At 40.3% G+C, this 22,525-nt stretch carries 26 protein-coding genes; 7 read left to right on the top strand and 19 right to left on the bottom strand.

What is annotated here, in order from left to right; all coding sequences use genetic code 11:
* Window positions 1–3 precede the first annotated feature (3 nt).
* The 5 genes from glnA to spoVK form a co-directional block, all read right to left on the bottom strand.
* Entirely contained in the window at window positions 4–1,338 is a 1,335-nt protein-coding gene (gene glnA / locus M2369_RS11935) for a type I glutamate--ammonia ligase (RefSeq protein ID WP_007499421.1), read from the bottom strand.
* Between the two features lie 60 nt (window positions 1,339–1,398).
* The gene (locus M2369_RS11930; RefSeq protein ID WP_007499423.1) at window positions 1,399–1,809 is read right to left on the bottom strand and encodes a MerR family transcriptional regulator; all 411 of its coding nucleotides are present in this window, start codon (window positions 1,807–1,809) and stop codon (window positions 1,399–1,401) included.
* A gap of 91 nt (window positions 1,810–1,900) precedes the next feature.
* Window positions 1,901–3,181, bottom strand: a complete 1,281-nt coding sequence (locus tag M2369_RS11925) for a methionine gamma-lyase family protein (protein WP_259254327.1) — start codon at window positions 3,179–3,181, stop codon at window positions 1,901–1,903.
* A gap of 18 nt (window positions 3,182–3,199) precedes the next feature.
* A complete protein-coding gene (gene hflX, locus M2369_RS11920) occupies window positions 3,200–4,462 on the bottom strand; it encodes a GTPase HflX (RefSeq protein ID WP_017359031.1) in 1,263 nt (420 codons plus the stop codon).
* 120 nt (window positions 4,463–4,582) lie between these two features.
* Window positions 4,583–5,542, bottom strand: coding sequence for a stage V sporulation protein K (spoVK, locus tag M2369_RS11915; RefSeq protein ID WP_008344008.1), 960 nt, complete (start codon window positions 5,540–5,542; stop codon window positions 4,583–4,585).
* Window positions 5,543–5,862: 320 nt separating this feature from the next.
* On the opposite strand from spoVK, the gene M2369_RS11910 reads away from it, so the two are divergent.
* The gene (locus M2369_RS11910) at window positions 5,863–6,621 is read left to right on the top strand and encodes an N-acetylmuramoyl-L-alanine amidase (RefSeq protein WP_259254325.1); all 759 of its coding nucleotides are present in this window, start codon (window positions 5,863–5,865) and stop codon (window positions 6,619–6,621) included.
* A gap of 55 nt (window positions 6,622–6,676) precedes the next feature.
* On the opposite strand, the gene M2369_RS11905 is transcribed toward M2369_RS11910, so the two are convergent.
* The 9 genes from M2369_RS11905 to M2369_RS11865 all read right to left on the bottom strand — a co-directional run bounded on the left by M2369_RS11905 (window position 6,677) and on the right by M2369_RS11865 (window position 13,551).
* A complete protein-coding gene (locus M2369_RS11905; protein WP_058213759.1) occupies window positions 6,677–7,294 on the bottom strand; it encodes a hypothetical protein in 618 nt (205 codons plus the stop codon).
* A gap of 84 nt (window positions 7,295–7,378) precedes the next feature.
* Window positions 7,379–8,359: a class 1b ribonucleoside-diphosphate reductase subunit beta gene (gene nrdF, locus M2369_RS11900; protein ID WP_024720404.1), complete on the bottom strand. Its 981-nt coding sequence runs from the start codon at window positions 8,357–8,359 to the stop codon at window positions 7,379–7,381.
* Between the two features lie 17 nt (window positions 8,360–8,376).
* Entirely contained in the window at window positions 8,377–10,479 is a 2,103-nt protein-coding gene (gene nrdE, locus M2369_RS11895; RefSeq protein ID WP_017359033.1) for a class 1b ribonucleoside-diphosphate reductase subunit alpha, read from the bottom strand.
* Entirely contained in the window at window positions 10,439–10,831 is a 393-nt protein-coding gene (nrdI, locus tag M2369_RS11890; protein WP_017359034.1) for a class Ib ribonucleoside-diphosphate reductase assembly flavoprotein NrdI, read from the bottom strand. The genes nrdE and nrdI overlap by 41 nt, the downstream gene beginning before the upstream one ends.
* A gap of 265 nt (window positions 10,832–11,096) precedes the next feature.
* Window positions 11,097–11,309 (bottom strand): hypothetical protein, encoded by a 213-nt coding sequence (locus M2369_RS11885; protein ID WP_003212415.1) that lies wholly within the window; start codon window positions 11,307–11,309, stop codon window positions 11,097–11,099.
* 79 nt (window positions 11,310–11,388) lie between these two features.
* Window positions 11,389–11,721, bottom strand: coding sequence for a YmzC family protein (locus M2369_RS11880; protein WP_096881442.1), 333 nt, complete (start codon window positions 11,719–11,721; stop codon window positions 11,389–11,391).
* A gap of 161 nt (window positions 11,722–11,882) precedes the next feature.
* The gene (hfq, locus tag M2369_RS11875) at window positions 11,883–12,104 is read right to left on the bottom strand and encodes an RNA chaperone Hfq (RefSeq protein ID WP_003211269.1); all 222 of its coding nucleotides are present in this window, start codon (window positions 12,102–12,104) and stop codon (window positions 11,883–11,885) included.
* A 25-nt stretch (window positions 12,105–12,129) separates the two neighbouring features.
* The gene (gene miaA, locus M2369_RS11870; RefSeq protein WP_259254324.1) at window positions 12,130–13,080 is read right to left on the bottom strand and encodes a tRNA (adenosine(37)-N6)-dimethylallyltransferase MiaA; all 951 of its coding nucleotides are present in this window, start codon (window positions 13,078–13,080) and stop codon (window positions 12,130–12,132) included.
* A gap of 69 nt (window positions 13,081–13,149) precedes the next feature.
* On the bottom strand, window positions 13,150–13,551 hold the full coding sequence (locus M2369_RS11865; RefSeq protein WP_007499437.1) for a YmaF family protein: 402 nt from the start codon (window positions 13,549–13,551) through the stop codon (window positions 13,150–13,152).
* 104 nt (window positions 13,552–13,655) lie between these two features.
* Between M2369_RS11865 and M2369_RS11860 the strand changes: the two genes are divergently transcribed.
* The 4 genes from M2369_RS11860 (at window position 13,656) to erbB (ending at window position 15,284) form a co-directional block, all read left to right on the top strand.
* Window positions 13,656–13,925 carry a spore coat protein gene (locus tag M2369_RS11860; RefSeq protein WP_259254322.1) on the top strand — a complete coding sequence of 90 codons (270 nt, stop codon included), beginning with the start codon at window positions 13,656–13,658 and terminating at the stop codon, window positions 13,923–13,925.
* Window positions 13,926–14,037: 112 nt separating this feature from the next.
* The gene (locus M2369_RS11855) at window positions 14,038–14,580 is read left to right on the top strand and encodes a TetR/AcrR family transcriptional regulator (protein WP_041507251.1); all 543 of its coding nucleotides are present in this window, start codon (window positions 14,038–14,040) and stop codon (window positions 14,578–14,580) included.
* Between the two features lie 2 nt (window positions 14,581–14,582).
* Window positions 14,583–14,900 (top strand): SMR family multidrug efflux transporter EbrA, encoded by a 318-nt coding sequence (gene erbA, locus M2369_RS11850; protein ID WP_017367286.1) that lies wholly within the window; start codon window positions 14,583–14,585, stop codon window positions 14,898–14,900.
* 15 nt (window positions 14,901–14,915) lie between these two features.
* Window positions 14,916–15,284: an SMR family multidrug efflux transporter EbrB gene (gene erbB / locus M2369_RS11845; RefSeq protein ID WP_007499443.1), complete on the top strand. Its 369-nt coding sequence runs from the start codon at window positions 14,916–14,918 to the stop codon at window positions 15,282–15,284.
* Between the two features lie 46 nt (window positions 15,285–15,330).
* Here the strand turns inward: erbB and M2369_RS11840 are convergent, their stop codons facing one another.
* Window positions 15,331–15,780: an OsmC family protein gene (locus M2369_RS11840; protein WP_058213761.1), complete on the bottom strand. Its 450-nt coding sequence runs from the start codon at window positions 15,778–15,780 to the stop codon at window positions 15,331–15,333.
* 76 nt (window positions 15,781–15,856) lie between these two features.
* Window positions 15,857–16,591, bottom strand: coding sequence for a poly-gamma-glutamate hydrolase family protein (locus M2369_RS11835; RefSeq protein ID WP_259254318.1), 735 nt, complete (start codon window positions 16,589–16,591; stop codon window positions 15,857–15,859).
* A 584-nt stretch (window positions 16,592–17,175) separates the two neighbouring features.
* Between M2369_RS11835 and M2369_RS11830 the strand changes: the two genes are divergently transcribed.
* The gene (locus tag M2369_RS11830) at window positions 17,176–18,501 is read left to right on the top strand and encodes a S8 family peptidase (protein WP_259254316.1); all 1,326 of its coding nucleotides are present in this window, start codon (window positions 17,176–17,178) and stop codon (window positions 18,499–18,501) included.
* An 89-nt stretch (window positions 18,502–18,590) separates the two neighbouring features.
* Here the strand turns inward: M2369_RS11830 and M2369_RS11825 are convergent, their stop codons facing one another.
* The 3 genes from M2369_RS11825 to M2369_RS11815 form a co-directional block, all read right to left on the bottom strand.
* Entirely contained in the window at window positions 18,591–19,739 is a 1,149-nt protein-coding gene (locus tag M2369_RS11825; protein WP_056704766.1) for a Rap family tetratricopeptide repeat protein, read from the bottom strand.
* Between the two features lie 165 nt (window positions 19,740–19,904).
* Window positions 19,905–20,654, bottom strand: a complete 750-nt coding sequence (locus tag M2369_RS11820) for a poly-gamma-glutamate hydrolase family protein (protein WP_056704764.1) — start codon at window positions 20,652–20,654, stop codon at window positions 19,905–19,907.
* Between the two features lie 314 nt (window positions 20,655–20,968).
* Window positions 20,969–21,442 carry a CarD family transcriptional regulator gene (locus M2369_RS11815; RefSeq protein WP_007499456.1) on the bottom strand — a complete coding sequence of 158 codons (474 nt, stop codon included), beginning with the start codon at window positions 21,440–21,442 and terminating at the stop codon, window positions 20,969–20,971.
* A gap of 590 nt (window positions 21,443–22,032) precedes the next feature.
* On the opposite strand from M2369_RS11815, the gene M2369_RS11810 reads away from it, so the two are divergent.
* A complete protein-coding gene (locus M2369_RS11810; RefSeq protein WP_173426647.1) occupies window positions 22,033–22,434 on the top strand; it encodes a hypothetical protein in 402 nt (133 codons plus the stop codon).
* The last annotated feature ends 91 nt before the right edge of the window (window positions 22,435–22,525 follow it).

Genomic DNA, 22,525 nt, shown 5'->3' with positions numbered 1-22,525 from the left:
TTATTAATACTGAGACATATACTGATCGCGTTCCCATGGGTGTACTTGGGTTCTAAACATATCCCATTCGATTTCTTTTGATTCGATGAAGTGCTCGAATAAGTGATCGCCTAGTGCGTTGATCATGACTTCGTTTGACTTGAGCAGCTCAAGTGCTTCTGCAAGTGTTGCAGGTAAGTCAGCGATGCCGTTTTCAAGGCGCTCTTCTTTGTCCATGACATAGATGTTTCTGTCGATTGGCGCTGGTGCGTCTAGTTTGTTTTTGATTCCGTCTAGACCTGCTGCAAGTAATACGCTTAGTGCAAGGTATGGGTTTGCAGATGGGTCTACACTGCGTACTTCTACACGTGTGCTAATGCCGCGTGATGCTGGAATACGAATCAATGGGCTGCGGTTTTGTGCACTCCATGCTACGTAGCAAGGTGCTTCATAGCCAGGAACAAGACGTTTGTAAGAGTTCACCGTCGGGTTTGTGACCGCTGTGAAGCTTGTTGCGTGCTTCACAATACCTGCGATAAAGTGTCTAGCCGTCTCGCTTAATTGTAAGTCTGCTTTCTCATCAAAGAATGCGTTTTTACCATTTTTAAATAATGATAGGTTACAGTGCATACCAGATCCGTTTACACCGAACAATGGTTTTGGCATGAATGTCGCATGAAGACCGTGCTTTCTAGCGATTGTTTTCACAACAAGCTTGAACGTTTGAATGTCATCACAAGAACGGATTGCGCCTGCATATTTGAAATCAATTTCATGCTGACCAGGTGCTACTTCGTGGTGAGAAGCTTCAATTTCAAAGCCCATTTCTTCAAGCTCAAGCACGATGTCACGGCGGCAGTTTTCACCTAAATCTGTTGGTGCAAGGTCAAAGTATCCACCTTTATCGTTTAGTTCGAGCGTTGGCTCGCCTTTTTCGTCTAATTTAAATAAGAAGAATTCTGGCTCAGGTCCAAGGTTGAAATCACTAAATCCTAGTTCTTCCATTTCCTTTAAGATACGCTTTAAGTTGTTACGAGGGTCTCCATCAAATGGTGTTCCGTCTGGCTTATAAATGTCACAAATAAAGCGTGCAACTTTACCTTTTTCTGCTGTCCAAGGGAAAATAACAAACGTGTTTAGATCTGGATATAGGTACATATCTGATTCTTCAATACGTACAAACCCTTCAATAGATGAACCATCAAACATACATTTGTTATCGAGAGCTTTTTCTAACTGGCTCACAGGAATCTCAACATTTTTAATTGTTCCGAGAATGTCTGTAAATTGCAGACGGATGTACTTTACGTTTTCCTCATTTACTAATTTTACGATATCTTCTCTTGTGTACTTTGCCATTTCGTAAAACTCCTCCCCTACAAAAGGTAAAATGTGTATAGCAATGCTTTTGCTAATTGGTTAACGGAAGAACCTTGACATATCCCCCTGCCTAAAGGTCGTTCCTTGTTGGAAACGTCCAGCCTGAATGAGTTCCTTCTTCAGTAGCTTCCTGAGTTCATCATCTGTCAAGTTGTGCTTCGCTGTGGTTTTCTCCTCTGTCTTTGTTTCAGACGATGGATTTTCTGCCTCAGCTTTGGCAAAAAGTTTTTTGATTCCTGCCATGTTTACACCTTGTTCGATGAGGTTTTTGATTTCTAGTAATTTATCAACATCATGGAAAGAAAATAATCGGCGATTCCCATCACTTCTAGCTGGAAATACTAAACCATTTTCCTCATAATAGCGAATTTGTCTTGCAGATAATTCTGTTAGCTGCATGACAATCCCAATTGGGAATAAAGGCATTGAGCGGCGAATGTTATCACTCATCTCAACTGTCTCCTCCTCTTTGCTTAAATTTATTATATGTCATGTTATATTATGTGTCAACGAAATGTCAGGAATATTAACATGGATTTTTTTATCGAGCAGGCACATCAATAAAACCTTGCTCTAGTAAGGCATCTACAGCACTGCAAATGGCATTTTTCACATGGGCGTACGTGAGACCACCCTGAACATAGGCTGTGTAAGGCGGTCTAATTGGACCATCAGCTGATAATTCAATGCTGGCTCCTTGGACAAATGTGCCCGCTGCCATAATCACATCGTCCTCGTATCCAGGCATATAGCTCGCATGAGGTGTGACATGACTGTTAATCGGTGATGCATATTGAATGGCCTGACAAAATGCAATCATTTTTTTAGGGTCTCCAAATTCTACAGATTGAATCAAGTCGGTTCTTTTCGCATTCCACGACGGGTTTGTTTGGAACCCGAGTTTTTCAAGAAAACGCGCTGTAAACACGGCACCTTTTAAACTTTGTGCAACAACATGCGGTGCTAAGAAAAATCCTTGATACATTTCCTGGAGCGCATACAGCGATGCACCCGCTTCACTGCCGATGCCTGGAGATGTCATTCGATAAGAACAAGCTTCTACCCATTTTTCTTTTCCAATAATGTAGCCGCCCGTTTTGGCAAGGCCGCCGCCTGGGTTTTTAATGAGCGAACCTGCCATAAGGTCTGCACCCACATGACACGGCTCTTGTAATTCAGTAAATTCACCATAACAGTTGTCAACAAATACAATGATGTCCTCATTGATGTCTTTCACAAATGAAATCATTTGTTCAATTTCTTCTATTGTAAAGGATGGTCTTGACGCATAGCCTTTAGAACGCTGAATCCCGATGACTTTTGTTTTTTGGGAAATAGATTCTTTGACTTTGTCGAAATCGACAGATCCATCTTGACGCAAATCAATGGCTTTGTAATCGATCTGAAAATCTTTTAATGAGCCTGTCCCTTCTTTGCCGCGAATCCCAACAATCTCTTCTAGGGTATCGTAAGGTTTCCCCGTCATGTAGATTAATTCATCACCAGGTCTTAGCACACCAAATAAGGCGATGGAAATGGCATGTGTTCCAGAAATGATCTGCGGGCGTACAAGAGCGCTTTCCCCTCCAAATACATCCGCATAGATCTTTTCTAACGTGTCTCTTCCCATATCATCGTAGCCATAACCAGTTGTCGGGTTAAAATGAGAGTCACTGACTTTATGTTTCCGGTAGCTTTCAAGAACCCGCCACTCATTTTGTTCGCTCTTTCGATCAATTTGCTGATGTATTTGTGAAATGTCTTGTTCTGCTTCTGCTGCTATTTTTTCTAAAATGGTGCCATGTTTTAAAGTGTGAAACATCGTGATTTAATTCCTTTCCTACAACATATACTTCTTGATTTGTCCTAATATGGTTTGCTCCTCACCACTAAATCCAGTGATGTCATAAAGCTCTGCTTCCTTTTGAAATTCCAGTGATTCCACCAAGGTTTCTGACTTCAAGGCAGATATGAGTTTCCCTTCATATGCCGGAATTCTTACATGATATGGCTTTAAAAAATCTTTTTTCAGTTCAGCCATGATATCCGCTTTTAACCGCTTCACATCTTCCTCGCGCCTAGCACTGATTAAAATGTGGCGCTGCTTTGAGGAAGGGATAAAATCCGGCCGGATTTGGTCTTTTTTGTTATAGACAGTCAGCATCGGAATACGGTCAGCTTCTAATTCTTCTAAAAGCTTATGAACCGTTCGTTCATGCCCTTCATAATCCTCATTCGAAGAATCGATCACATGAAGCAAATAGTCTGCTTCTTTTACTTCTTCAAGAGTGGAACGAAATGCTGCAATCAGTGTGGTTGGAAGGTCTTGAATAAAACCAACTGTATCGGAAATCAGTACACTGTAGCCAGATTCAAGTGTCATTTTACGCGTCATTGGGTCAAGTGTGGCAAACAGCAAATCTTCTTCATGGCTATCCGCTTCTGTTAACTGGTTAAACAATGTTGATTTCCCGGCATTTGTGTACCCGACAATAGCGATTTGGAATACGCCATTTTTCTTCCGTCGTTCCCGGTATCTCGTGCGATGTTCTTTGACTGCAGACAGTTGTCCGTGAATTTCGTGTATGCGGTTTCGAATATGACGTCTGTCTGTTTCAAGTTTTGTTTCACCTGGACCTCTTGCGCCAATTCCGCCGCCTTGTCTTGAAAGGCTGATCCCTTGTCCGCTCAGTCTCGGCAAGGCATACTGAAGCTGGGCAAGCTCTATTTGCAGCTTCCCCTCTCTTGTACGGGCTCTTTTGGCAAAGATGTCTAGAATCAATTGCGTACGGTCAATAATTTTCACATCTAAGGCAGTCGCCAAAGCTTTTAACTGGCTAGGCGAAAGCTCGTCGTTAAAAATAATAACGTCACAGTCTAACTCGTCGCAAAGCACTTCAAGCTCTTCCACTTTCCCTTTCCCGATGTAAGTCGCGCTGTCTTGTCTATTTCTTTTTTGCGTCATGATGCTGACAGCTTCACCGCCAGCTGTTTTGGTTAAGGAAGCTAATTCTTCCATAGAATATTGAAAGCGTTCATCCGTTATATGCGGCAGTTGACAGCCGACAAGGATCGCTTTTTCGATCATTTCATGTTCATTCAACGTCAGTTGTTTCCTTTCTGTACTTAAGTTTCAGTAGTACCATCATACCAAACACACCACACGTATACCACCATTCGGAAGGTTTAATTTCTTGTCTCTTTACAAAAAGGATACGCCATTTCAAGAAGGCGTATCCTCTTTCATTTGCAGATCATGGCTTTTAATCGTAAGTAAGTCTTTTTTATCATAATGATCCACAAGAAGCAGCCTCATCGCCTGAGTTCGAATCGCTTTTTCAATGGTGTTTCGCACAAAACGGCCGTTGCTGAATTTAGCAGGACTCGTTGTGCTCTTGATGTGCATTAAATAGTCTCGCAGTTTCCATTCTGCCTCTTGGGTAAAGACATATTCCCGATCGGCCATCATTCGTTTTGCAATATCCATCAGCTGATCGACCGTATAATCAGGGAAGTTGATATTGATCGGAAATCTCGATTGCAGACCAGGATTTAGAGAAAGAAAATGATCCATTTCCTTGGAGTATCCAGCTAAGATGAGAATGAATTCATGCTGCTTATCCTCCATATGTTTTACAAGGGTATCAATGGCTTCTTTCCCAAAATCTTTCTCTCCTCCGCGGGCAAGAGAATAGGCTTCATCAATGAACAAAATACCGCCTAGTGATTTTTTAATCAAATCTCTTGTTTTTTGAGCTGTATGTCCAATGTACTCTCCAACCAGATCTCCTCGTTCCGCTTCAATTAAGTGCCCTTTTGAAAGAACATTCATTTCAAAGAAAAGCTTCCCGACAAGCCGTGCAACCGTTGTTTTCCCTGTGCCAGGATTTCCTTTAAACATCATATGAAGCGCTTGTTTTCCTACCTTTAATCCTTGTTCTTGTCTTTTTTGATTCACAAAAATCCAAGCATAAATTTCTTTTATGTTTCGTTTCATTTCATCCATTCCGACAAGGCTGTTCATTTCTCGTTCTATTTCTCGTAAGATGCTGTGTTTGGCCTCATTTTTTTGCAAGGCCTCTAGGTATTCTGCCTCTGAATCTGCATCAACCAATACTTGCTTCTGTCCATTAAGTATAATGTTGATTTGGCCGTTATTTTTATATGTGACAGCTCGCTCCAACGTATTCACCTCTCGCTCTTCTCTCTTTACTCTATTCGGGTGGAGCTGTAATCGTGACAATCGCCCGCACTAGCATCGGTTTACTGTCAAAATGACCCGAGATACCGGTTATTGTAGGGGATTGTGCGGTTTCCCAGGAAATGATGTGCTATTTCCATTGTATTCATCCATTTCGGGCGGACAAACCAACAATTTGTTTTTTCTTAGAAAAATGGCGCTTTTTCATCACAAATTGTGCAGAAAAGAGTCTCGATGATTTCCGCATTTTGTACAGGCAATTTTTCTATTTCCTCATAAAATAAAGACGAGGTGATGAATAGATGGTGAAAATTTTTATTGATCCTGGCCACGGAGGAACAGATTCTGGAGCTGCTGCTAATGGACTTTTGGAGAAAAATATCACACTGCAAATTGCGCTTTTTCTGAGAGATATGTTGATTAGTGAATATGATGGGGTTTCCGTCCGCTTAAGTCGTTCAATTGACCAATCCGTCACGTTATCCCAGCGTACGAATGCGGCAAACAGCTGGGGAGCTGACTATTTCGTGTCTATTCATATTAATGCTGGCGGAGGCACAGGTTTTGAAAGTTATGTGTACCCTGGCGTTTCAGCACCAACCACCACGTATCGCAATGCCCTTCATGATGAGATTGTCCGCTCCGTTGATTTTGCCGACCGCGGCAAGAAAACGGCGAACTTCCACGTTCTGCGGGAAACTTCTATGTCTGCCATTTTAACTGAAAACGGTTTCATTGATACGGTAGCTGATGCAAATAAGCTCCGTAACGCTTCTTTCCTTCAAGGGATCGCTCGTGCTCATGCTACTGGATTAGAAAAAGCCCTTCAATTGAAAAAAAAAGCAAGTAACCTATATAAAGTGCAGGCCGGGGCTTTCAAGGTCAAAGCCAATGCGGATGAACTAGCAGCTACACTCAAATCCAAAGGATTTGAAGCGCTGGTCGTACTGGATAGCGGCATGTACCGAGTCCAAGCTGGCGCTTTCCGTTCAAAGCAAAATGCAGATGACCTCGTCGCTCGATTAAGGCAGGCCGGTCACGACGCATTCGTTTTTCAATAATCTAAAAAACAAACCGGCTCAAGTCATCTTTAGAGCCGGTTTGTTGTCTATCCAATTATGCTAAAATGTTCACGACAAATTGAGACCATGTTTCAAGACGATCGAAATACTCAGGCTTTTTCAAATCTGTTACTTTCATCCATTTGCCTGAGATTTGATCTGTTTCTTTTACTTCTACATGAGCACCCGGCGATAATTCAAGGGCTGATAACAGTCCGATGTGCACACGGCCGACACTGTTGTCATCATCATTAATGAGTCCAAGGGTTTTCATCTCAAGTTTGTCTTCTTCTTGAATCGAAAGTTCCTCGTCCAGTTCACGATCGGTATTTTCTTTTAGAATCTCAGCAAAATTTTTTCCTTCAATGAAATTCATATGACCCCCAAAGCCAAGAGATAACTTATGATGTAAGCGCGTCTCTCCCCCGCCTTGAAGTCTTTCATATACATACACTTCGTCCTCACGCTTAATCACGACATAAGGTATCGGCTGTTTGAAGTCAGGATTTTCTTCTGCATCGCCTCTTCGCATCTGCTCGAAGTGCTCTTCGATTTCTTTCATAATGGTGCTGATTGTCTTCTCTTCACTATTCACACCATTAAACGCAAGTGTTTCGTTTTGGAACACGCGTGCGCGCGGTGCAACTAAAATCATTTCGTCCATTTTTCCCATGTTCGGTAACCTCCAGTATGTAACACATTGTTAGAAATGGCAAAAAGCCAAAACGAGTGATGCGTTTTGACTTTTGCGTTTTAATTATGATTCATCTCCAAAGAAGAAATCGTCATCTTTTAACGGCTCAACTGTTGCCTTTTTGTAGCCGTTCCCTTTCATTGAGAAGAAGTCATGTGACTTTGTTTTTGTATTGAGTCCGTTCAATACAATTGGGTTGATCTCTTCTTCTTCAAAGTAAGGGGCAAATCCAAGGTTCATTAACGCTTTATTGGCATTGTAACGAATGAATTTTTTCACATCATGCGATAAATTGACTTGGTCATAAATATCCTCAGTGTAATGAAGTTCATTTTCATAAAGCTCATTAAGCAGATCGATAGAGAAATCATAAAGCTCTTTTTGCACGTCAGGTGTTTGTTTGTTGTAAATTTCTTGTGCTAACAATCCAACATACACACCGTGAATCGCTTCATCGCGCAAAATCAAGTTAATGATTTCACCACTTTGCATGAGCTTTCCTTGACCGTAGAAATATAGCGGGTAATAAAAGCCGCTATAGAATAGGAAGCTTTCTAAATACACTGAAGCAACCATTGCTTTAAATAAGGAAATCGGGTCATCCTTTTGAATGGAACGGTACAGACCTACAATCATATCTGCTTTCTTTTGCAAGAATTTATTTTTCTTGACCCATTCAAATACTTCACTAATCGTTTCAGTCGGTGCAAGTGTCATGAAGATATTTGAGTATGATTTTGCATGCACGGCATTTTCCATCATGGCCATAAAGTTTAACACGGCTTTACGCTGATGACCGTCCACATGTTCAGCTACTATCGGCATTCCTGTATTTCCTTGTTCTGTATCAAGTAACGTCAGTCCAGCCAGTACCTTCATGTACGTATCCTGCTCTTTTTCACCTAAATATTTCCACGTTAAGAGATCCCCGTTTAAGGAAATCTCCTCTGGAAGCCAGAATTGCTTGACGTTTTGGTTGTAAAACATTTGTGTAAAATCGTCTTCGTGTTTTGACCAGTTGGCTGCATCATAAATTTTTGTCACGTTAAACTCTCCTTTAATCAAACAACACAAGAAAGACAGCCTTCCTGCCCTGTATCCTTCGTTCTTGCATAATAAAGTGTCTTAATGCCTTTATGGTGTGCATAAAGATCGATGCGATTTAAGTCACGCGTTGTCATCGTATCTTTTAGGAATAATGTAAAGCTGATTCCTTGATCGACGTGCTGCTGAATGGTTGCGATCATATCGACCACTTTAAACATGTCCATATCGTATGCTTCTTTATAGAAGAACCAGTTTTGTGCTGAAAGTCCTGGCATTGGATAATACGTTTTGCTGTTTCCGTATGTTCTTTCTTCGATACGTTCCATAATTGGCATCACAGACGCTGTTGCCGATTGAACATACGAAATAGAACCTGTTGGCGCAATACATAATCGATAGCTATGGTACATGCCATTTTCCGCTACAAAATCTTTGAGTGCTGCCCAATCTTCTTTTGTTGGAATGTGCATGCCTTCAAATAGCGCAGCTGCTTTTTCTGTTTTTGGAGTGAAATCATTTTCTACGTATTTATTGAAGTACTCTCCTGTTGCATAACCAGAGCCCTCATAACGGTGGAATGTTTCCCCTTTTTCTTTTGCAAGCTCACTTGAACGCTTAATGGAGTAATAGTTCACCATCATAAAGAACGTATTAGCGAAATCTCTTGCTTCTTCACTTTCATAAGCGATTTGGTTTTGAGCTAAATACCCGTGAAGGTTCATCGCACCAAGTCCAATCGACTTCATCGCTTTGTTCGCTTTTCTAACAGCTGGTGCATTGCGGATATCTGTTGTTTCAGACACAAGTGTAAGTGAGTCCGTTGCAAGCTTGACTGTTTTTTCAATGGATTTGTTTTTCATCACGTTCATGATATTTAAAGAACCAAGGTTACAAGAAATATCAAGTCCGATCTCATCATCTTGATCATAGTCCGTGTAAGAAGAGACTTCTGAAGCTTGAAGTACTTCTGAGCAAAGGTTTGAGAATTTCACACGTGAAATATGGTTCAGAGCGTGCTCTCTATTCACATTATCTTGGAACATGATATATGGATAGCCTGATTCTGAGCGCAGAACAGCTAATTTTTCAAGAAGTTTTCTCGGATTGACTTTTTCTTTTTTGACTTTCGGGTTTTCTACAAGCTCGTCATACATTTCTTCCATATCCATCTCATCAAGATGCTGTCCATAAGCTTTATAAACTGTATGAGGATAGAATGTGTAAGCTGTTTTATCTTCTCTAGCAAGCTCGATAAATTTATCTGGGATGACGACACCGATCGAAAGTGTTTTCACACGAACATCTTCATCCGCAGAGATTTTTTTCGTATCTAAGAAATCATTAATATCTCTGTGGAAAATATTCAGGTACGCACTGCCTGAACCTTGTCTTTGTCCCATTTGATCTGCATATCGGAATGCATTATCAAGAAGTTTCATGACGCCTACGACACCTTTGGTCGCATTTTCAACATCTTTGATTGCTTCACCTTTCGCACGAAGCTTTGAAAGGTTCAAGCTGACGCCGCCGCCTAATTTAGACAGCTGCATGGAAATATCAATGGCTCTTGAGATATCGTTTAATGAGTCATTCACTTCAAGCAAGAAGCAGCTCACCAGCTCACCACGTCTTTTACGGCCTGCGTTTAAGAATGTTGGTGTACTTGGCTGATACTCTTGGTTGATCATCAGTTCCACAAACTCAAGTGCTTTCTTTTTGTCTCCACCCGCAAAGAAAAGAGCCACAACTGAAATGCGGTCTTCATAGCGTTCAAGGATTTTCTTTTTGTCATTTGTTTTCAGTGCATAGTCATTGTAAAACTTAAACGCACTCATAAATGATGGGAATCTAAATTTCTTGGCATATGCAGCTTCAAATACTTCTTTAATATCTGACATGCTGTATTGTCTTAAAAATTCTTCCTCATAGTAGTCGTTTTCTATTAAGTAATCAATCTTCTCTTCTAGATTATGAAAGAAGACCGTGTTTTGATTAATATAATCTACGAAATAACTATGTACAGCTTCTTTGTCCTTGTCGAACTGAAACTTTCCTTCTTTTTGAATCATAATCTCGTTATTTAATTGTATCCACTTTGGAACCTGATTTTGTGACAATTCTTTCTACCTCCTGTGTAAACAATTCAACATCCCTTTTTGTTCCGCTTAGTTCAAAGGTGTGCAAAATAGGAACTTGATATTGTTTAGAAATCGTATCGGCGCTTTTGGCAAAGTTATCTCCCCACACTTTGTTCCCACTCACCGCTACACCTAGTAAAAGGTGCGCATTTTTCTCTAAAAATGACTGAGTGGTACCAGGGACTTGTCCAAATCCTGTCGTAAAGGTGACGAGAATAAACGGCGTATCCAAAAACTCTTCTCCAGTCAATTTTCGTTTGTCTGTAAAAGGGGTCTTGTCCAAAAAGCGTTGAACATTTCCTGTTTTTGAATCAAATACGATTTGAATCAATTCCATCACGACCTAGTTTTTAGTATTGTTGATCATTTCGTTATTCACTATATATAGTATACTATGTTTTTTCAAAACACAACATATAGATACTCGAAACGAAAAAAATCAACCAACCCGGCCGAACATTCATAGCCGAACTCGTACGTTCAAATAAATAGAGCAGAGCAGGTTCTAAAAATAGACTGCCCTACTCCCTATTCAACTGAAACCGAAATCTATCATAACACGAAAAAAAATCGCTTAGTAGACTAGACTTTTTGTTTTATTTTTTGTAGGCATCGCACTGTAAATCTTCTGACACTTCTGTTATTTCCACTTCAACACCTAATTCTTTGAGCACCGCTTCAAGCGCAGAGACGATCGAGGCTTCTCTTACTAACTCTTTCCCGTTTACAGAAACGCTTGTTCCATATTCGAAACAGGAGTCATCTTCACAAGTTTGTTCCCAATGATTAATTTTAATTTTGTGTGTCATGAACTCATCCTTTTCTGTCTAGATGTCTGATGCATGTTTATAGTGTAGCGACTTCACATTCATTTGTAAATTTACGTGCTTACTCTTCATCAAAGTCTTCACTATCACCATCATCTTCATCCCATTCATCTATGTACTTTGTCGTAATGAGCGTCAGCTCTCCTTCTTTTTCATCAAACCGGTATACATGTACTTCATCATCTTTCACAACAGCAATGTGATTATTTTTTAGCGCAACAGATGATGGTAAAAGACCATCAACATGGCTCCCATCATGCTCACCAGAATGGTTATACCAACTTTCTTGTCTCGTTTCGATGTTCGAGATGGCGCATGATCCAAATAAGACAACGATTCCAATCAAAAGAAGGATCACTCGAATCCTTCTCAATTCAAGCTCTGCATTTTCCATATAAATCCCCTCACCTTTTAAATGTGCAATAAGGATTTATACGCAACTTGGACAGAAAAGTTTCATGGCATACAAAATAGCCCCTCTGCACTGACAAAAAACGTAGCGGGTTTCGGCCGGTTTATTCGCAGCTGCATGGGGCTATTGGTGAAAACGGGTGTTTATTCTAATTCAAGATTTACATTTTTTTGAGGAGCAAATGTTGAAATCGCATGTTTATAAATAAGCTGCTGCTTCCCTTCTGTCTCAAGCAGCACCGTGAAATTGTCAAATCCCTTTACTTGACCGCGAAGCTGAAAGCCATTCAGTAAAAATACTGTGACAAATGTATTGTCTTTGCGGATCTGATTCAAAAATTGGTCCTGAATATTAATCGGTTTCATGTTTCGTCCTCCTTGATTCTGATAACTACAGTTTCGCTTTAAGTCCAAGCTTTCCTGCTATATATGCGAAAATTTCCTCTTTTTTGTCCGAAAAGTGGCAAGGTGGTGTCATATCAAACCAGGTGACATCCATTTTATTACGGAACCACGTAAACTGACGCTTCGCATATCTGCGGGAATTTTGTTTTAATTGCTGGATGGCTTCATCAAGTGAGCAATCGCCTTGAAAATAGGCATACAACTCTTTATAACCAATCGCTTGAACAGACTGACAATCTTTCAAACCAGATTGATAAAGTGCGCTCACTTCTTCAATTAAGCCTTCATCTAACATCATATCAATTCTTTGATGAATGCGCTCGTACAAAAGCTCTCGGTCCATTTTCAGCCCAATGAAGGCAGTGTCATAAAGAGGAACTTCTTGATGCCCGTTTTTCATATCAGACATTTTCTGACCTGTTGTATGGATGATTTCAAGCGCCCTGATCACGCGGCGGACGTTATTCGGATGAATCGCTTTTGCAGCGTCAGGATCGGCTTCTTTTAGCTTTTCATACAGCTTGATCGGTCCATGCTGCTGTTCAAACAGCGTCATCTCTTCTCTAAAAGCAGGATCACTTTTCTCATCAGTAAACGTGTAATCATATAAAACAGACTGAATATATAGCCCAGTTCCACCAACAATCATGGGCGTTTTCCCTCTCGCAGCAATCTCTTTGATTTTTAAGCGGACAAGCTGCTGAAATTCAGCTGTAGAAAACGATTCATCCGGTTGTTTAATATCGATTAAATGGTGCGGTACGCCATTCATTTCTTCAGGGGTGATTTTCGCTGTTCCAATATCCATCCCTTTATAGATCTGCATGGAATCCCCGCTGATAATTTCTCCATTAAATGCTTTCGCTATATCAATGCTCAGCTTTGTTTTTCCGACAGCCGTCGGACCTACTAATACAATCACTGGTTGTTTTTTCATAACATCACTCTCTTTTACAAACTGCCTACAGTATAGCATAACTTCTCTTTCTCTCCTATATACTCCTTGTCACCAGCCAAGTGGTTCATTCCCGACCACTTCATATGTCTTTCCTTTTAAACGGTGCTTATGCGTTGGCCTTTCTTCATCTGGACTGTAAACGACTCCCCCGTATGGAATCGGGACAGAGTCGGTATAGGCAGAAAACGTGACTTCCTCAATTTCATGGTAGTGCGTCCCGTCCACTCTTGGGATAGCAGGTCCAGTGACGCCATAATATCTATGAAAATGCCCTCTTTCAAATGACGTGATCCCCCGGTAATAATGAGTATGTCTGTCGGTACTGCTTCCATTCACAGGCTGAGAAATACCTTCTATTAAATGATAATGTTCTTCTGTTACATCCGTTCGCGCTTTATAAGCATGTGCATGAGGTGGACATTTAGCCCAATCAGACGGATACAGGCCCATTTTTTACATTCCTCCTTATTTTAGGCATTCACCCAAACACAAGTGGGCCACTCGAATACACTGATGTCAGTTACAGTGATTTTATGTGAAAGGAGTCTTTTTTTATGAATTATTTTGACGCACCGTTTGTTCAAGATGAGATGAGAAGACCTTTTGGATTTGGACGCCCTGGATTTGGTTTTGGCTATGGGAGACCTGGGTTTGGGTTTGGGCGCCCTGGTTTTGGCTATGGGAGACCTGGATTTTTTGGACCGCCATTTTTAGGTGGTTTTGCTGGAGGGCTTTTAGCTGGGTCGCTTCTTGCTCCAGGATATGGCTATGGTTATCCTTATCCACCGCCATACCCGCCATATGGACCATACCCTTATTATTAAATATGACGATTTAGTGAAAAAATCCTCTTATAAAATGAATCGATTGACACATTTGTTTTTCATAGGTTAACATTTACTTTACCGACCGTTCAGTAAAGTAGGTGTTTTTTTTATGTCTAAAACGAAAAAAGAACAAATTTTTGAGGCAGCAGCTCACACCATTCTAAAAGAAGGATTGAGTCAGCTCACCCTTCAGCAGGTGGCAGAACATGCAAATATGACCAAAGCCGGGCTACTGTATCATTTTTCGAGCAAGGAAGACCTGATCCAGCAAATGAATGAGCATGCGGTTGCCTCTTTTCGTCAGCAGCTTGACACGTATCAGGAAACATACAAAAACGAAAAGGCACCTTATGTACGTGCCTATATATTGGCCACATTAAATGACCTTGATAGACAAAACACCACACAGCTATGTACAAGCATGCTGGCTACCATGTCATTTGATGAAGCATTATTAAATCCTTGGCGTCATTTTTATGCGGAATTTAAAGAAAAAGCAACCGAGGAAATCAATGACCCTGCACTTAGCCAGCTGATCCGTCTTGCCTGTGATGGTATATGGTTTTCAGAAATGTTTCAGCTTGAACCATTGAATCGAGAGGAAAAAACCCTTTTACTTCATCGGATTTTACACATTTTAGAGGAGGGATGATGATGATCCTCGGATATCTTTTTTTGGCTATCGCCATTTTTTCAGAAGCAATCGGGGCAGCGATGCTGAAACTATCAAATGGTTTCACACGCTTTAAACCTAGCGCTGTCGTTGTCGCTGGCTACACACTTGCTTTTTACATGCTGTCATTGACCCTTAATATCATTCCACTTAGCATGTCTTACGCCACATGGTCTGGGGTAGGTACCGTACTCACGGCTTTTTTTGGCGTGCTCTTTTTCAAAGAAACCTTGAACCGTCAAGCACTTATTGGAATGGCGATGCTTGTTTCAGGGGTCGTACTATTAAATATGTCTTAAAGGATGTGAAGTGATATGAAAGGAATGCTTTATTTAACAGGAGCCATTTTGACAGAGGTTTTTGGCAGTACGATGCTGAAGCTTTCGCAAGGTTTTACACAGGTGCTGCCGAGTATGGGGGTGCTGATCGGATTTGGGTGTGCCTTTACCTTTCTCAGTTTGGCACTCAAAACAATTGAGCTGTCATCTGCATATGCCACTTGGTCTGGGGTCGGTACAGCACTTACTGCTCTTGTGGGCCTCGTGCTATTTAACGAAACCATTCATATGAAAGGATTCATTGGTCTTGCACTTGTCATATGCGGCGTCATTGTCTTAAATCAATCCAAAAAACAAAAGGAAGAAAAGAAAGAACCATTCGATCAAACCGAATGGACGTCATAAAAAAAGTCATTTTCTCCATTAATCAAGAGAAAATGACTTTTTTATCTTAATAACCAGCTTTGATGGTTTCTTCTAAGGAAATATGGACATTCCCTTGCACAGCTCTAGAGATCATACATGAGCTTTCAGCTTTATGTGCAAGCTTACGAGCTCGTTCTATGTCCTGTGCTGTAGCCGACTCTTTGAGAATGATGACAGGACGGTGAATGATTTTCTCATATGTAAACACACCGTTTGTCACATCGACAACTGCCTCAGAGCTCATCGATAAATCCTCTTTCTCTAATTGACTCCGCTCCATCATGGCTGCAAGTGTAATGATATAACATGTGGCCGCTGCACCTAGGAGCATCTCATCTGGATTTGTTCCAATACCCGGTCCATCCATTTCTTTTGGAATGGAAATCTCCGTCTTTAACTGTTCACATTCGATTGTCCCCACATCGTTACGCAGACCAGGCCAGTTTGCCTGAAGATGAAAATGATGACGCGCCATATCTGTCTCTCCTTTTGTTATCACTTTTTATAGTGTAACAAGAATTCATCTTGCTGTCTTAAGATGTGCACCATCCTTACGTATATTCTTCATCCAGCACCGTTCGAATCGCCCTGACATACCGGTAGAACGTCTCGTTTTTTGTACTCGACCGCTGCCGAAAATCGAAACTGTCAAATAACGCTTCCCGTTGACTTCTACTAATCTCAAGCTGTACACTTTGCCCTGTTTTTGTAAGATTATTAATATTATGATTGCTCGTTCCGCTTAGGGTTGCGTGTGCAACTGCAAGTTCAGCAGAAAAACCGTTGCGCTCTAATGAGTTCACAATTTTCTCAGCACGGTTATAGTCTGTTCCGCCAACAAGGGTGTGATCAATTCCCGGCTCCCCTTTATAACCATGAACAGCTAAGACATAATCATGTGCTTTTGCCTGTGCGACTCCGATTGGTTCATCGAAGTTTGTACTTGTAATATGAAGTTCTGATGCATTTTCTCTAATACCTTCAAATAAGTACGTAGAAAAATCGTTATCAAAAAAATGGACAATCTCACTAACGCCGCCTTCGATTCTCCCGCCATGAGGCGACATCACTAGAAGACGGCTGCCGGGCACTGGATTGGATGTAATTTGATAATGATCTGTTGATTCATTCTCTTCCAGTTCTTTAAAATTGCGATACATATCATTTGAACCGCTTTCGTCTTCTCCACCTGATGACACTGGCTCATCATGTTCCTGTGCTTGCATGGTATAATAGACGCCCCATCCGATGACAAGCAGGAGAAGCAAAGCAAAAAACTTCTTCATTCCCGTTCTCCTTTAACAGATTTCTAAGCCGTTTCTATGATTAATATTGAATCATCATTTCTTTTCATTTTTTCCACATTTTCTCTTCAAATTTGATCATAACACTCTAGATCATGAGATTCCTCAAAAATAAGATAATTGCATTTATATACACAGAAACGCCTCTCCTGATTGAAAACAGAGTTAGAATAGTATGACAAACAAATGAAGTTATGTTTAAAATGACCTAGTCCTACCCAGTCTGTTTTCTTTAATTCGTCTTTTTTTTATGCGAATTTGATTTTTTTCATCTGGAATGAATCACATTTGTATGAGCATTGACCCTGTCTAGAACCCCCCTTTTTTCTGCAGAATCCTCTGTTTTACTGGTTCTCTAAGAAGAACTCTCCCACCTATCATCGGCAGTTTTGATATGATTTCCACCTTTTTCTATTATTTTACAAAATGTAAGCGCTTTTCTTTTTAAAGGGAATGAGTCAGCCGCCAATATGAACAAAAGAAGGGACAAGAATCCGAACAAAGATGCTGTCATGTTCATAACGTAAGAGTGTACGAGAATGGATAGCTAGAATGGAGGGCATCACATGTTTGGATTTTCCATGGTACAAATGGTCAGAACACATGCTAGTAAATTGGATCAGCCTTTAAGAGAAACCGTCCTTCACCTCTATAAGCCTTTTAAGTGGACGCCTTGTTTTCTTCATCGTTTTTTTGAAGGAAGGTTAAAGAAGAGCAAGAAGCTTCGGGTCATCATTGAATTTAAAGAAGATGCAGTTGAAGCAGGTATTCAAAGCACAAAGCAGCTAATGAAAAAAAGCAGAAAAACAAACATCAAAAAACATTTTTCACATATTAACTGCTGCGCAGCTGATCTTACCCCTGCTGCTTTAGAGGAACTCTTAGCAAATGGGGAGCATATTCGCAAAATATATTTAGACAGACAGGTACATGCACTGCTGGATGTGGCAACACAATCAAGTCATGCGGATGAAGTCGTCCGAAATGGCACGACCTTAACCGGTGAAGGCATTACGGTTGCGGTCGTTGACACAGGCGTATACCCACATGAGGACTTAGATGGAAGAATTCGCGACTTTGTAGATTTAGTCAAACAAAAAACGAAACCTTATGATGATAACGGTCATGGAACGCATTGCGCTGGGGATGTGGCTGGAGACGGAGCTGCCTCAGACGGCTTATACAAAGGACCCGCTCCAAAAGCCAATATCATTGGGGTAAAAGTGTTAAATAAACAAGGCGCTGGATCACTTTCTACTATTATAGAAGGTGTTGAGTGGTGCATACAGTTCAACGAAGACCATCCTGATGACCCAATTCACATCATCAGTATGTCACTAGGCGGCGATGCGCAGCGTTATGATGACGAACAAGACGATCCGATGGTGCGCGCTGTTAATGCAGCTTGGGATCAAGGGATTGTCGTATGCGTTGCTGCCGGGAACTCCGGTCCTAACAGTCAAACGATCGCAAGCCCTGCCGTGAGTCAAAAAGTCATTACAGTCGGAGCCTATGACGATCGAAATACGCCAGAATCAAGTGACGATGTCGTGGCACCATTTTCGAGCAGAGGTCCAACGGTCTACGGTGAAACAAAGCCCGACCTCCTCGCACCAGGAGTCAATATCGTCTCTCTTAGATCACAAAGATCATTCCTAGATAAACTAGATAAATCAAGTAGAGTCGATGATGATTATACGACGTTATCTGGCACTTCGATGGCGACACCCATTTGTGCCGGTATCTGCGCACTATTATTAGAGCATTCACCAGATTTAACACCTGATGAAGTCAAAGCCTTATTAAAAGAAAATACAAGCAAGTGGTCTGGAGAGGACCCAATGATTTACGGAGCAGGTGCCATCGACGCAGAAAAAGCAATCCAAGAATAAATAAAAAAGCCCTTTACGTTTTTCGTAAAGGGTGTTGTTTTGTCTGTTTTTATGTGTGAAGTCTTTCTTCTACTTGAGCAGCTGACATGTTATGCTTCGTTCTCATACATCTCATCTCCTTTTTGAATGTGCGTACGCGCTTCGATCACAATTTCAAAAAAAGTGGAAGATTCCTTGTACATGTCGCGTTCCTTATAATAATTAGCCGCATCAAGTGCCAATTCCTCTAAATCAGCAAACATTTTTTTGTTTCGTAGTCCCAAAAGGGCTGATCTCAATTGTTCAGAGCTGTCTGTTTCTATATAGAGTGCCTGTAAAAATTGGAATTTCAATTGATAAATTTCATCTCCCAATATAGAGGCCTGATTCATGCCTTCCTTTATAGCCTCACTCGCTCGCTCCATATCTTCGAGTTTAAAACAAGTAAGAGCCAGTGAAAACAATGATTTGATCATCGTTGCAGCTTGATCTTTTTGATAAAGTGAAATGGCTTGTTCAAAGAAGACAGTCGCTGTATGATAGGTTCCCATACTATAATGACAAGTTCCTAAGTTATTGAGGGCCATCGCCTTAAAATAAGATGTGCATTCTTTTCTTTCCATTGCTTCACACACTTTTAAAGCTTTTTCTAAATACGGGAGCGCTTTTTGATGCTGATTTACATCAATCCAATTACCTGCCATCACAAAATCGCATTGAATGCTTCTTTTTCCATAAAGCTGATGTTTCTTATAGATGTCTCTCGCTTTTTTCGCATAATGCATAGAAAAATAGGTTTGTTTCATATGATAGTATACTTCAGCAATTTTATAATAAAATTCCGCTTTTTCGATCTCATCTGTCACTAAGATCAGCTGATGTTCCGCATGCTTATAATAAGAAATGGCTTCGATATACCGGTGCTGGGTAAATGCATACATTCCATGGAAAAAATGAAAGTAATAGCCCAATAAACCCGTCATCTCATCTTCTGCCTCTTCAATTTCTTTTGGAAAAGAAACCGCTTGAAGCGATTCATTCCCTGCATGGACTGGCGTTAAGTGCTGAAGCATCATTTGATGGCGAAAATCCATGAGAGAATAATAGAGTAATAAATCTTGATCTTCTTCCATCTCATGAATGTCTTCTTCAACAAGGCGCTTCATATCGTTTGCCTGATCAACTTCAAATTTGCAAATATGTGTGTACCATTGATTGATTTTTACACCTACTTCGGAAGATGGTATTTTGTGTGCCATCCACTTCAGCCCCATTCTATCATATCAAACTGATAACTATTATTTTACATAATTTATGATTTTAAGGCAAATTGCCATTTATTTCATATTTTACGTTGGTTTTGCACATTTCTATCTTTTTTACCAAGTTTAAAGAGAGTACTTTTGCCCATCAAAACCTTTTTTCTACGAAGAAGGGTCGAATTCTCTAAGCACTTCTTTTAAACCACTGACATAGCGACTAAATGCTTTTTTCTTTCCTTTTCTCGTATCAAAGTTGTCAAAAAAGGCTTTTCTCTGCGCAGTACTAATTTCTAATTGGACACTTTCGCCACTTGCATTTTGATTATTAATGTTGTTTGGATCCGTTCCAGAGAGGCGCTCGCCTTTTTGCACGAGCTCTGCGGAGAAGCCCCGGTCTTTTAGTTCTCGCACAACCGCTTCTTGCATTTTTTCGTTTGTCCCGCCCACAAGTGTATGTCTTCTATCACTTTTATAGCCGTGAATGGATATAGAAAAGGGATATGTTTTAATCATTTGAACCAAAATCGGTTCATCGAATTTTGTACTAGTGATATGCAAGTCACGATTGTTGTCTTGTTTTGTCCCTTCAAATAAATACGTAGAGTACTTCTTTTCAAATGCTTCTACAATTTCACTTGTTCCTGGTTCAATTTCGCCGCCGTGAGGAGAAAAGACAAGTAAGTCACTTCCCCCTTTTTCATGAAACTCTATCTCATATCCGTCTCTTTCATGCCGTATAAGCTGTTTAAAACTTTCATATTGATCCCCTTTTTTTCGCTCTTTCTTATACTTTTCTACTTCTTCATGATGTTGTTTTTGCTCTTTATTTTCTTGGATAGAATGGCTGCATTTCACCATTAAAAGAGCACACAGGATGAGAAAGATGAATCCACATATGAGTAGTCTTTTCATTTCACCGCTCCTTTTCATTCTCTTCGATGTCATCTTATCGCATTATTTTACTATCAATCGCTAAAAGAATTCAAAGAATGTCCGGCTCCTTTTCATGAATCAGGAGAACTTACCTGTTTTTTTATGTTGCCCTAGGTATTTTCGGCTTCTTTAAAACGGTTCATGTGCAAGTAAAAACTAAATCCTATGACCTCATTTTAGTTTTAGTCAAAAACACCTACAAAATTGGGAATTTTCATCTTTTTTCAAATAAAAAAGCTGTAAACAAAAGGAATATCTCCTTCTGTTTACAGCCAGTCTCTGTATATCCAGCATTAAACTCTTAATTCATTCTCTAATGCTGTCAGCACTTCATCTTGCGACATGCCTTGTGCCAGTGAAATTTCGCTCACTAACATGCCCCGTGCATCTTCAAGCATCTTCTTTTCACTAGAATTTAAGGCTTTTTTCTGATTACGTCTCATCAGATCTTTGACAACGTCTGCGCCATCTTCAATCGAACCTGTTTTTAGCTTTTTCAGATTTTCATCATATCTTTGCTTCCAAGTAAGCGTGTCGTCGTTTGTTTCTTCTGCAAAATTGTTCATCACAACTTTCAGCGTAGCTTGATCAGCTACCGGACGTATACCTAGTTGATTGATTCTGCCTTTTGGGACCATCATCTGCATATTCGGCATTTGAATCAGAAAATATTCCTGCGTCTTACCTAAAATCTCTTTTTCTTCCATTCCTTCAATCACACCGGCTCCATGCATTGGATAAACAATTTTATCACCTATTTGAAACAAATCCGCCACCTCCGAAAGTATTCACAATATCATTATAACACATTTCAGCAGAGGATAAAAATTTATATTTTATCATGTTAATTTAGCACTAGTCAATTCTTTTTATTTGAGTTTTTAAAGAATTAGCCTTTTTTTACAAAAGGAGCGCCACCATCCAGTCCTCGTACACCTTTCTTGCATATACTAGCATTGAGTCACATTTAGGAGGGATGACAATGTGCAAATGCAAGAGCAAACATTCCCACTCAAAATGCTATAAAAAGCATGACGATCATCACCATATTGATCCGTGTGAAAAAAAGAAGTTTTATCATAAAAAAGATGATTGGTTTGAGAGCGATTTTTGGGATACGTCAAGAAGCTACGATCCCCATTATTTTCCTAAAAGTGTCTGCAGCAGATGTAAGAAGCGTCGCAGAAAAAGACATAGCTTCTCATTTTAGCGTTTGACGCTGCACCTGCTTTTTGTTTTCCCGGCTGAAAAGCCGGTTTTTTTGTTACATGTCGTTCTTTTCTTTCATATGGATAGGCTCATGAAACAGGTGCAGCTCATAAGATATGGCAACCTGAAAAAAAGGATGAGATACAAAATGAATAATATGAATAACCAAACCAACCATTACCATCAAGGAAATCCCTATCACACGTTTGAAAATGTGTATACAGCCAATCATGAGCATATGATCGCACCAAACATGCATGACCCTATGAATATGCCAAATCATTATCATACCGGTAAAAAAGATGCTTATAGCGGACACCACCCGCATCATCATTCAGCTTATTCCCCTTTTACGAAGCAGTATGAACCCTATTCAAATGTACAGATGAACGATCACCATCACTTCGGTCACTACGGCGGTTATGGTATGGCTCCCTACCATCCAAACGGCTATCATGATATGCAGATGATGATGCCTGCAAATCATCATATGACAGGAAATGCTTACGGAATGAACCAACCAAATGCATTCCTACCCCGTTATTACTAAAAAACAAGCAAAATAAGGGTATAAAATACCATTTAATGACATATAGGAATATGGTAACCTTATAGGTAAATAATGGATGTAATCATCTATT

Origin of the sequence: Bacillus sp. JUb11, assembly GCF_024807925.1 — a bacterium.
Classification (GTDB): domain Bacteria; phylum Bacillota; class Bacilli; order Bacillales; family Bacillaceae; genus Bacillus; species Bacillus altitudinis.
The sequence above is the reverse complement of the archived record's forward strand: the minus strand, read 5'-3'. Positions and strand labels throughout refer to the sequence as shown.

Coding starts and splice junctions, on each gene's coding strand:
- glnA (WP_007499421.1), bottom strand. CDS start 1,338: ATGGCAAAGTACACAAGAGAAGATATCGTAAAATTAGTAAATGAGGAA.
- M2369_RS11880 (WP_096881442.1), bottom strand. CDS start 11,721: ATGGAAAATGCAGAGCTTGAATTGAGAAGGATTCGAGTGATCCTTCTT.
- M2369_RS11835 (WP_259254318.1), bottom strand. CDS start 16,591: ATGAAGAAGTTTTTTGCTTTGCTTCTCCTGCTTGTCATCGGATGGGGC.
- M2369_RS11855 (WP_041507251.1), top strand. CDS start 14,038: ATGTCTAAAACGAAAAAAGAACAAATTTTTGAGGCAGCAGCTCACACC.
- M2369_RS11910 (WP_259254325.1), top strand. CDS start 5,863: ATGGTGAAAATTTTTATTGATCCTGGCCACGGAGGAACAGATTCTGGA.
- M2369_RS11930 (WP_007499423.1), bottom strand. CDS start 1,809: ATGAGTGATAACATTCGCCGCTCAATGCCTTTATTCCCAATTGGGATT.
- M2369_RS11865 (WP_007499437.1), bottom strand. CDS start 13,551: ATGGGCCTGTATCCGTCTGATTGGGCTAAATGTCCACCTCATGCACAT.
- erbB (WP_007499443.1), top strand. CDS start 14,916: ATGAAAGGAATGCTTTATTTAACAGGAGCCATTTTGACAGAGGTTTTT.
- M2369_RS11905 (WP_058213759.1), bottom strand. CDS start 7,294: ATGGGAAAAATGGACGAAATGATTTTAGTTGCACCGCGCGCACGCGTG.
- hfq (WP_003211269.1), bottom strand. CDS start 12,104: ATGAAACCGATTAATATTCAGGACCAATTTTTGAATCAGATCCGCAAA.
- M2369_RS11925 (WP_259254327.1), bottom strand. CDS start 3,181: ATGTTTCACACTTTAAAACATGGCACCATTTTAGAAAAAATAGCAGCA.
- M2369_RS11820 (WP_056704764.1), bottom strand. CDS start 20,654: ATGAAAAGACTACTCATATGTGGATTCATCTTTCTCATCCTGTGTGCT.
- miaA (WP_259254324.1), bottom strand. CDS start 13,080: ATGAAAAAACAACCAGTGATTGTATTAGTAGGTCCGACGGCTGTCGGA.
- M2369_RS11825 (WP_056704766.1), bottom strand. CDS start 19,739: ATGGCACACAAAATACCATCTTCCGAAGTAGGTGTAAAAATCAATCAA.
- erbA (WP_017367286.1), top strand. CDS start 14,583: ATGATCCTCGGATATCTTTTTTTGGCTATCGCCATTTTTTCAGAAGCA.
- M2369_RS11810 (WP_173426647.1), top strand. CDS start 22,033: ATGAATAATATGAATAACCAAACCAACCATTACCATCAAGGAAATCCC.
- M2369_RS11840 (WP_058213761.1), bottom strand. CDS start 15,780: ATGGCGCGTCATCATTTTCATCTTCAGGCAAACTGGCCTGGTCTGCGT.
- M2369_RS11885 (WP_003212415.1), bottom strand. CDS start 11,309: ATGACACACAAAATTAAAATTAATCATTGGGAACAAACTTGTGAAGAT.
- M2369_RS11860 (WP_259254322.1), top strand. CDS start 13,656: ATGAATTATTTTGACGCACCGTTTGTTCAAGATGAGATGAGAAGACCT.
- M2369_RS11830 (WP_259254316.1), top strand. CDS start 17,176: ATGTTTGGATTTTCCATGGTACAAATGGTCAGAACACATGCTAGTAAA.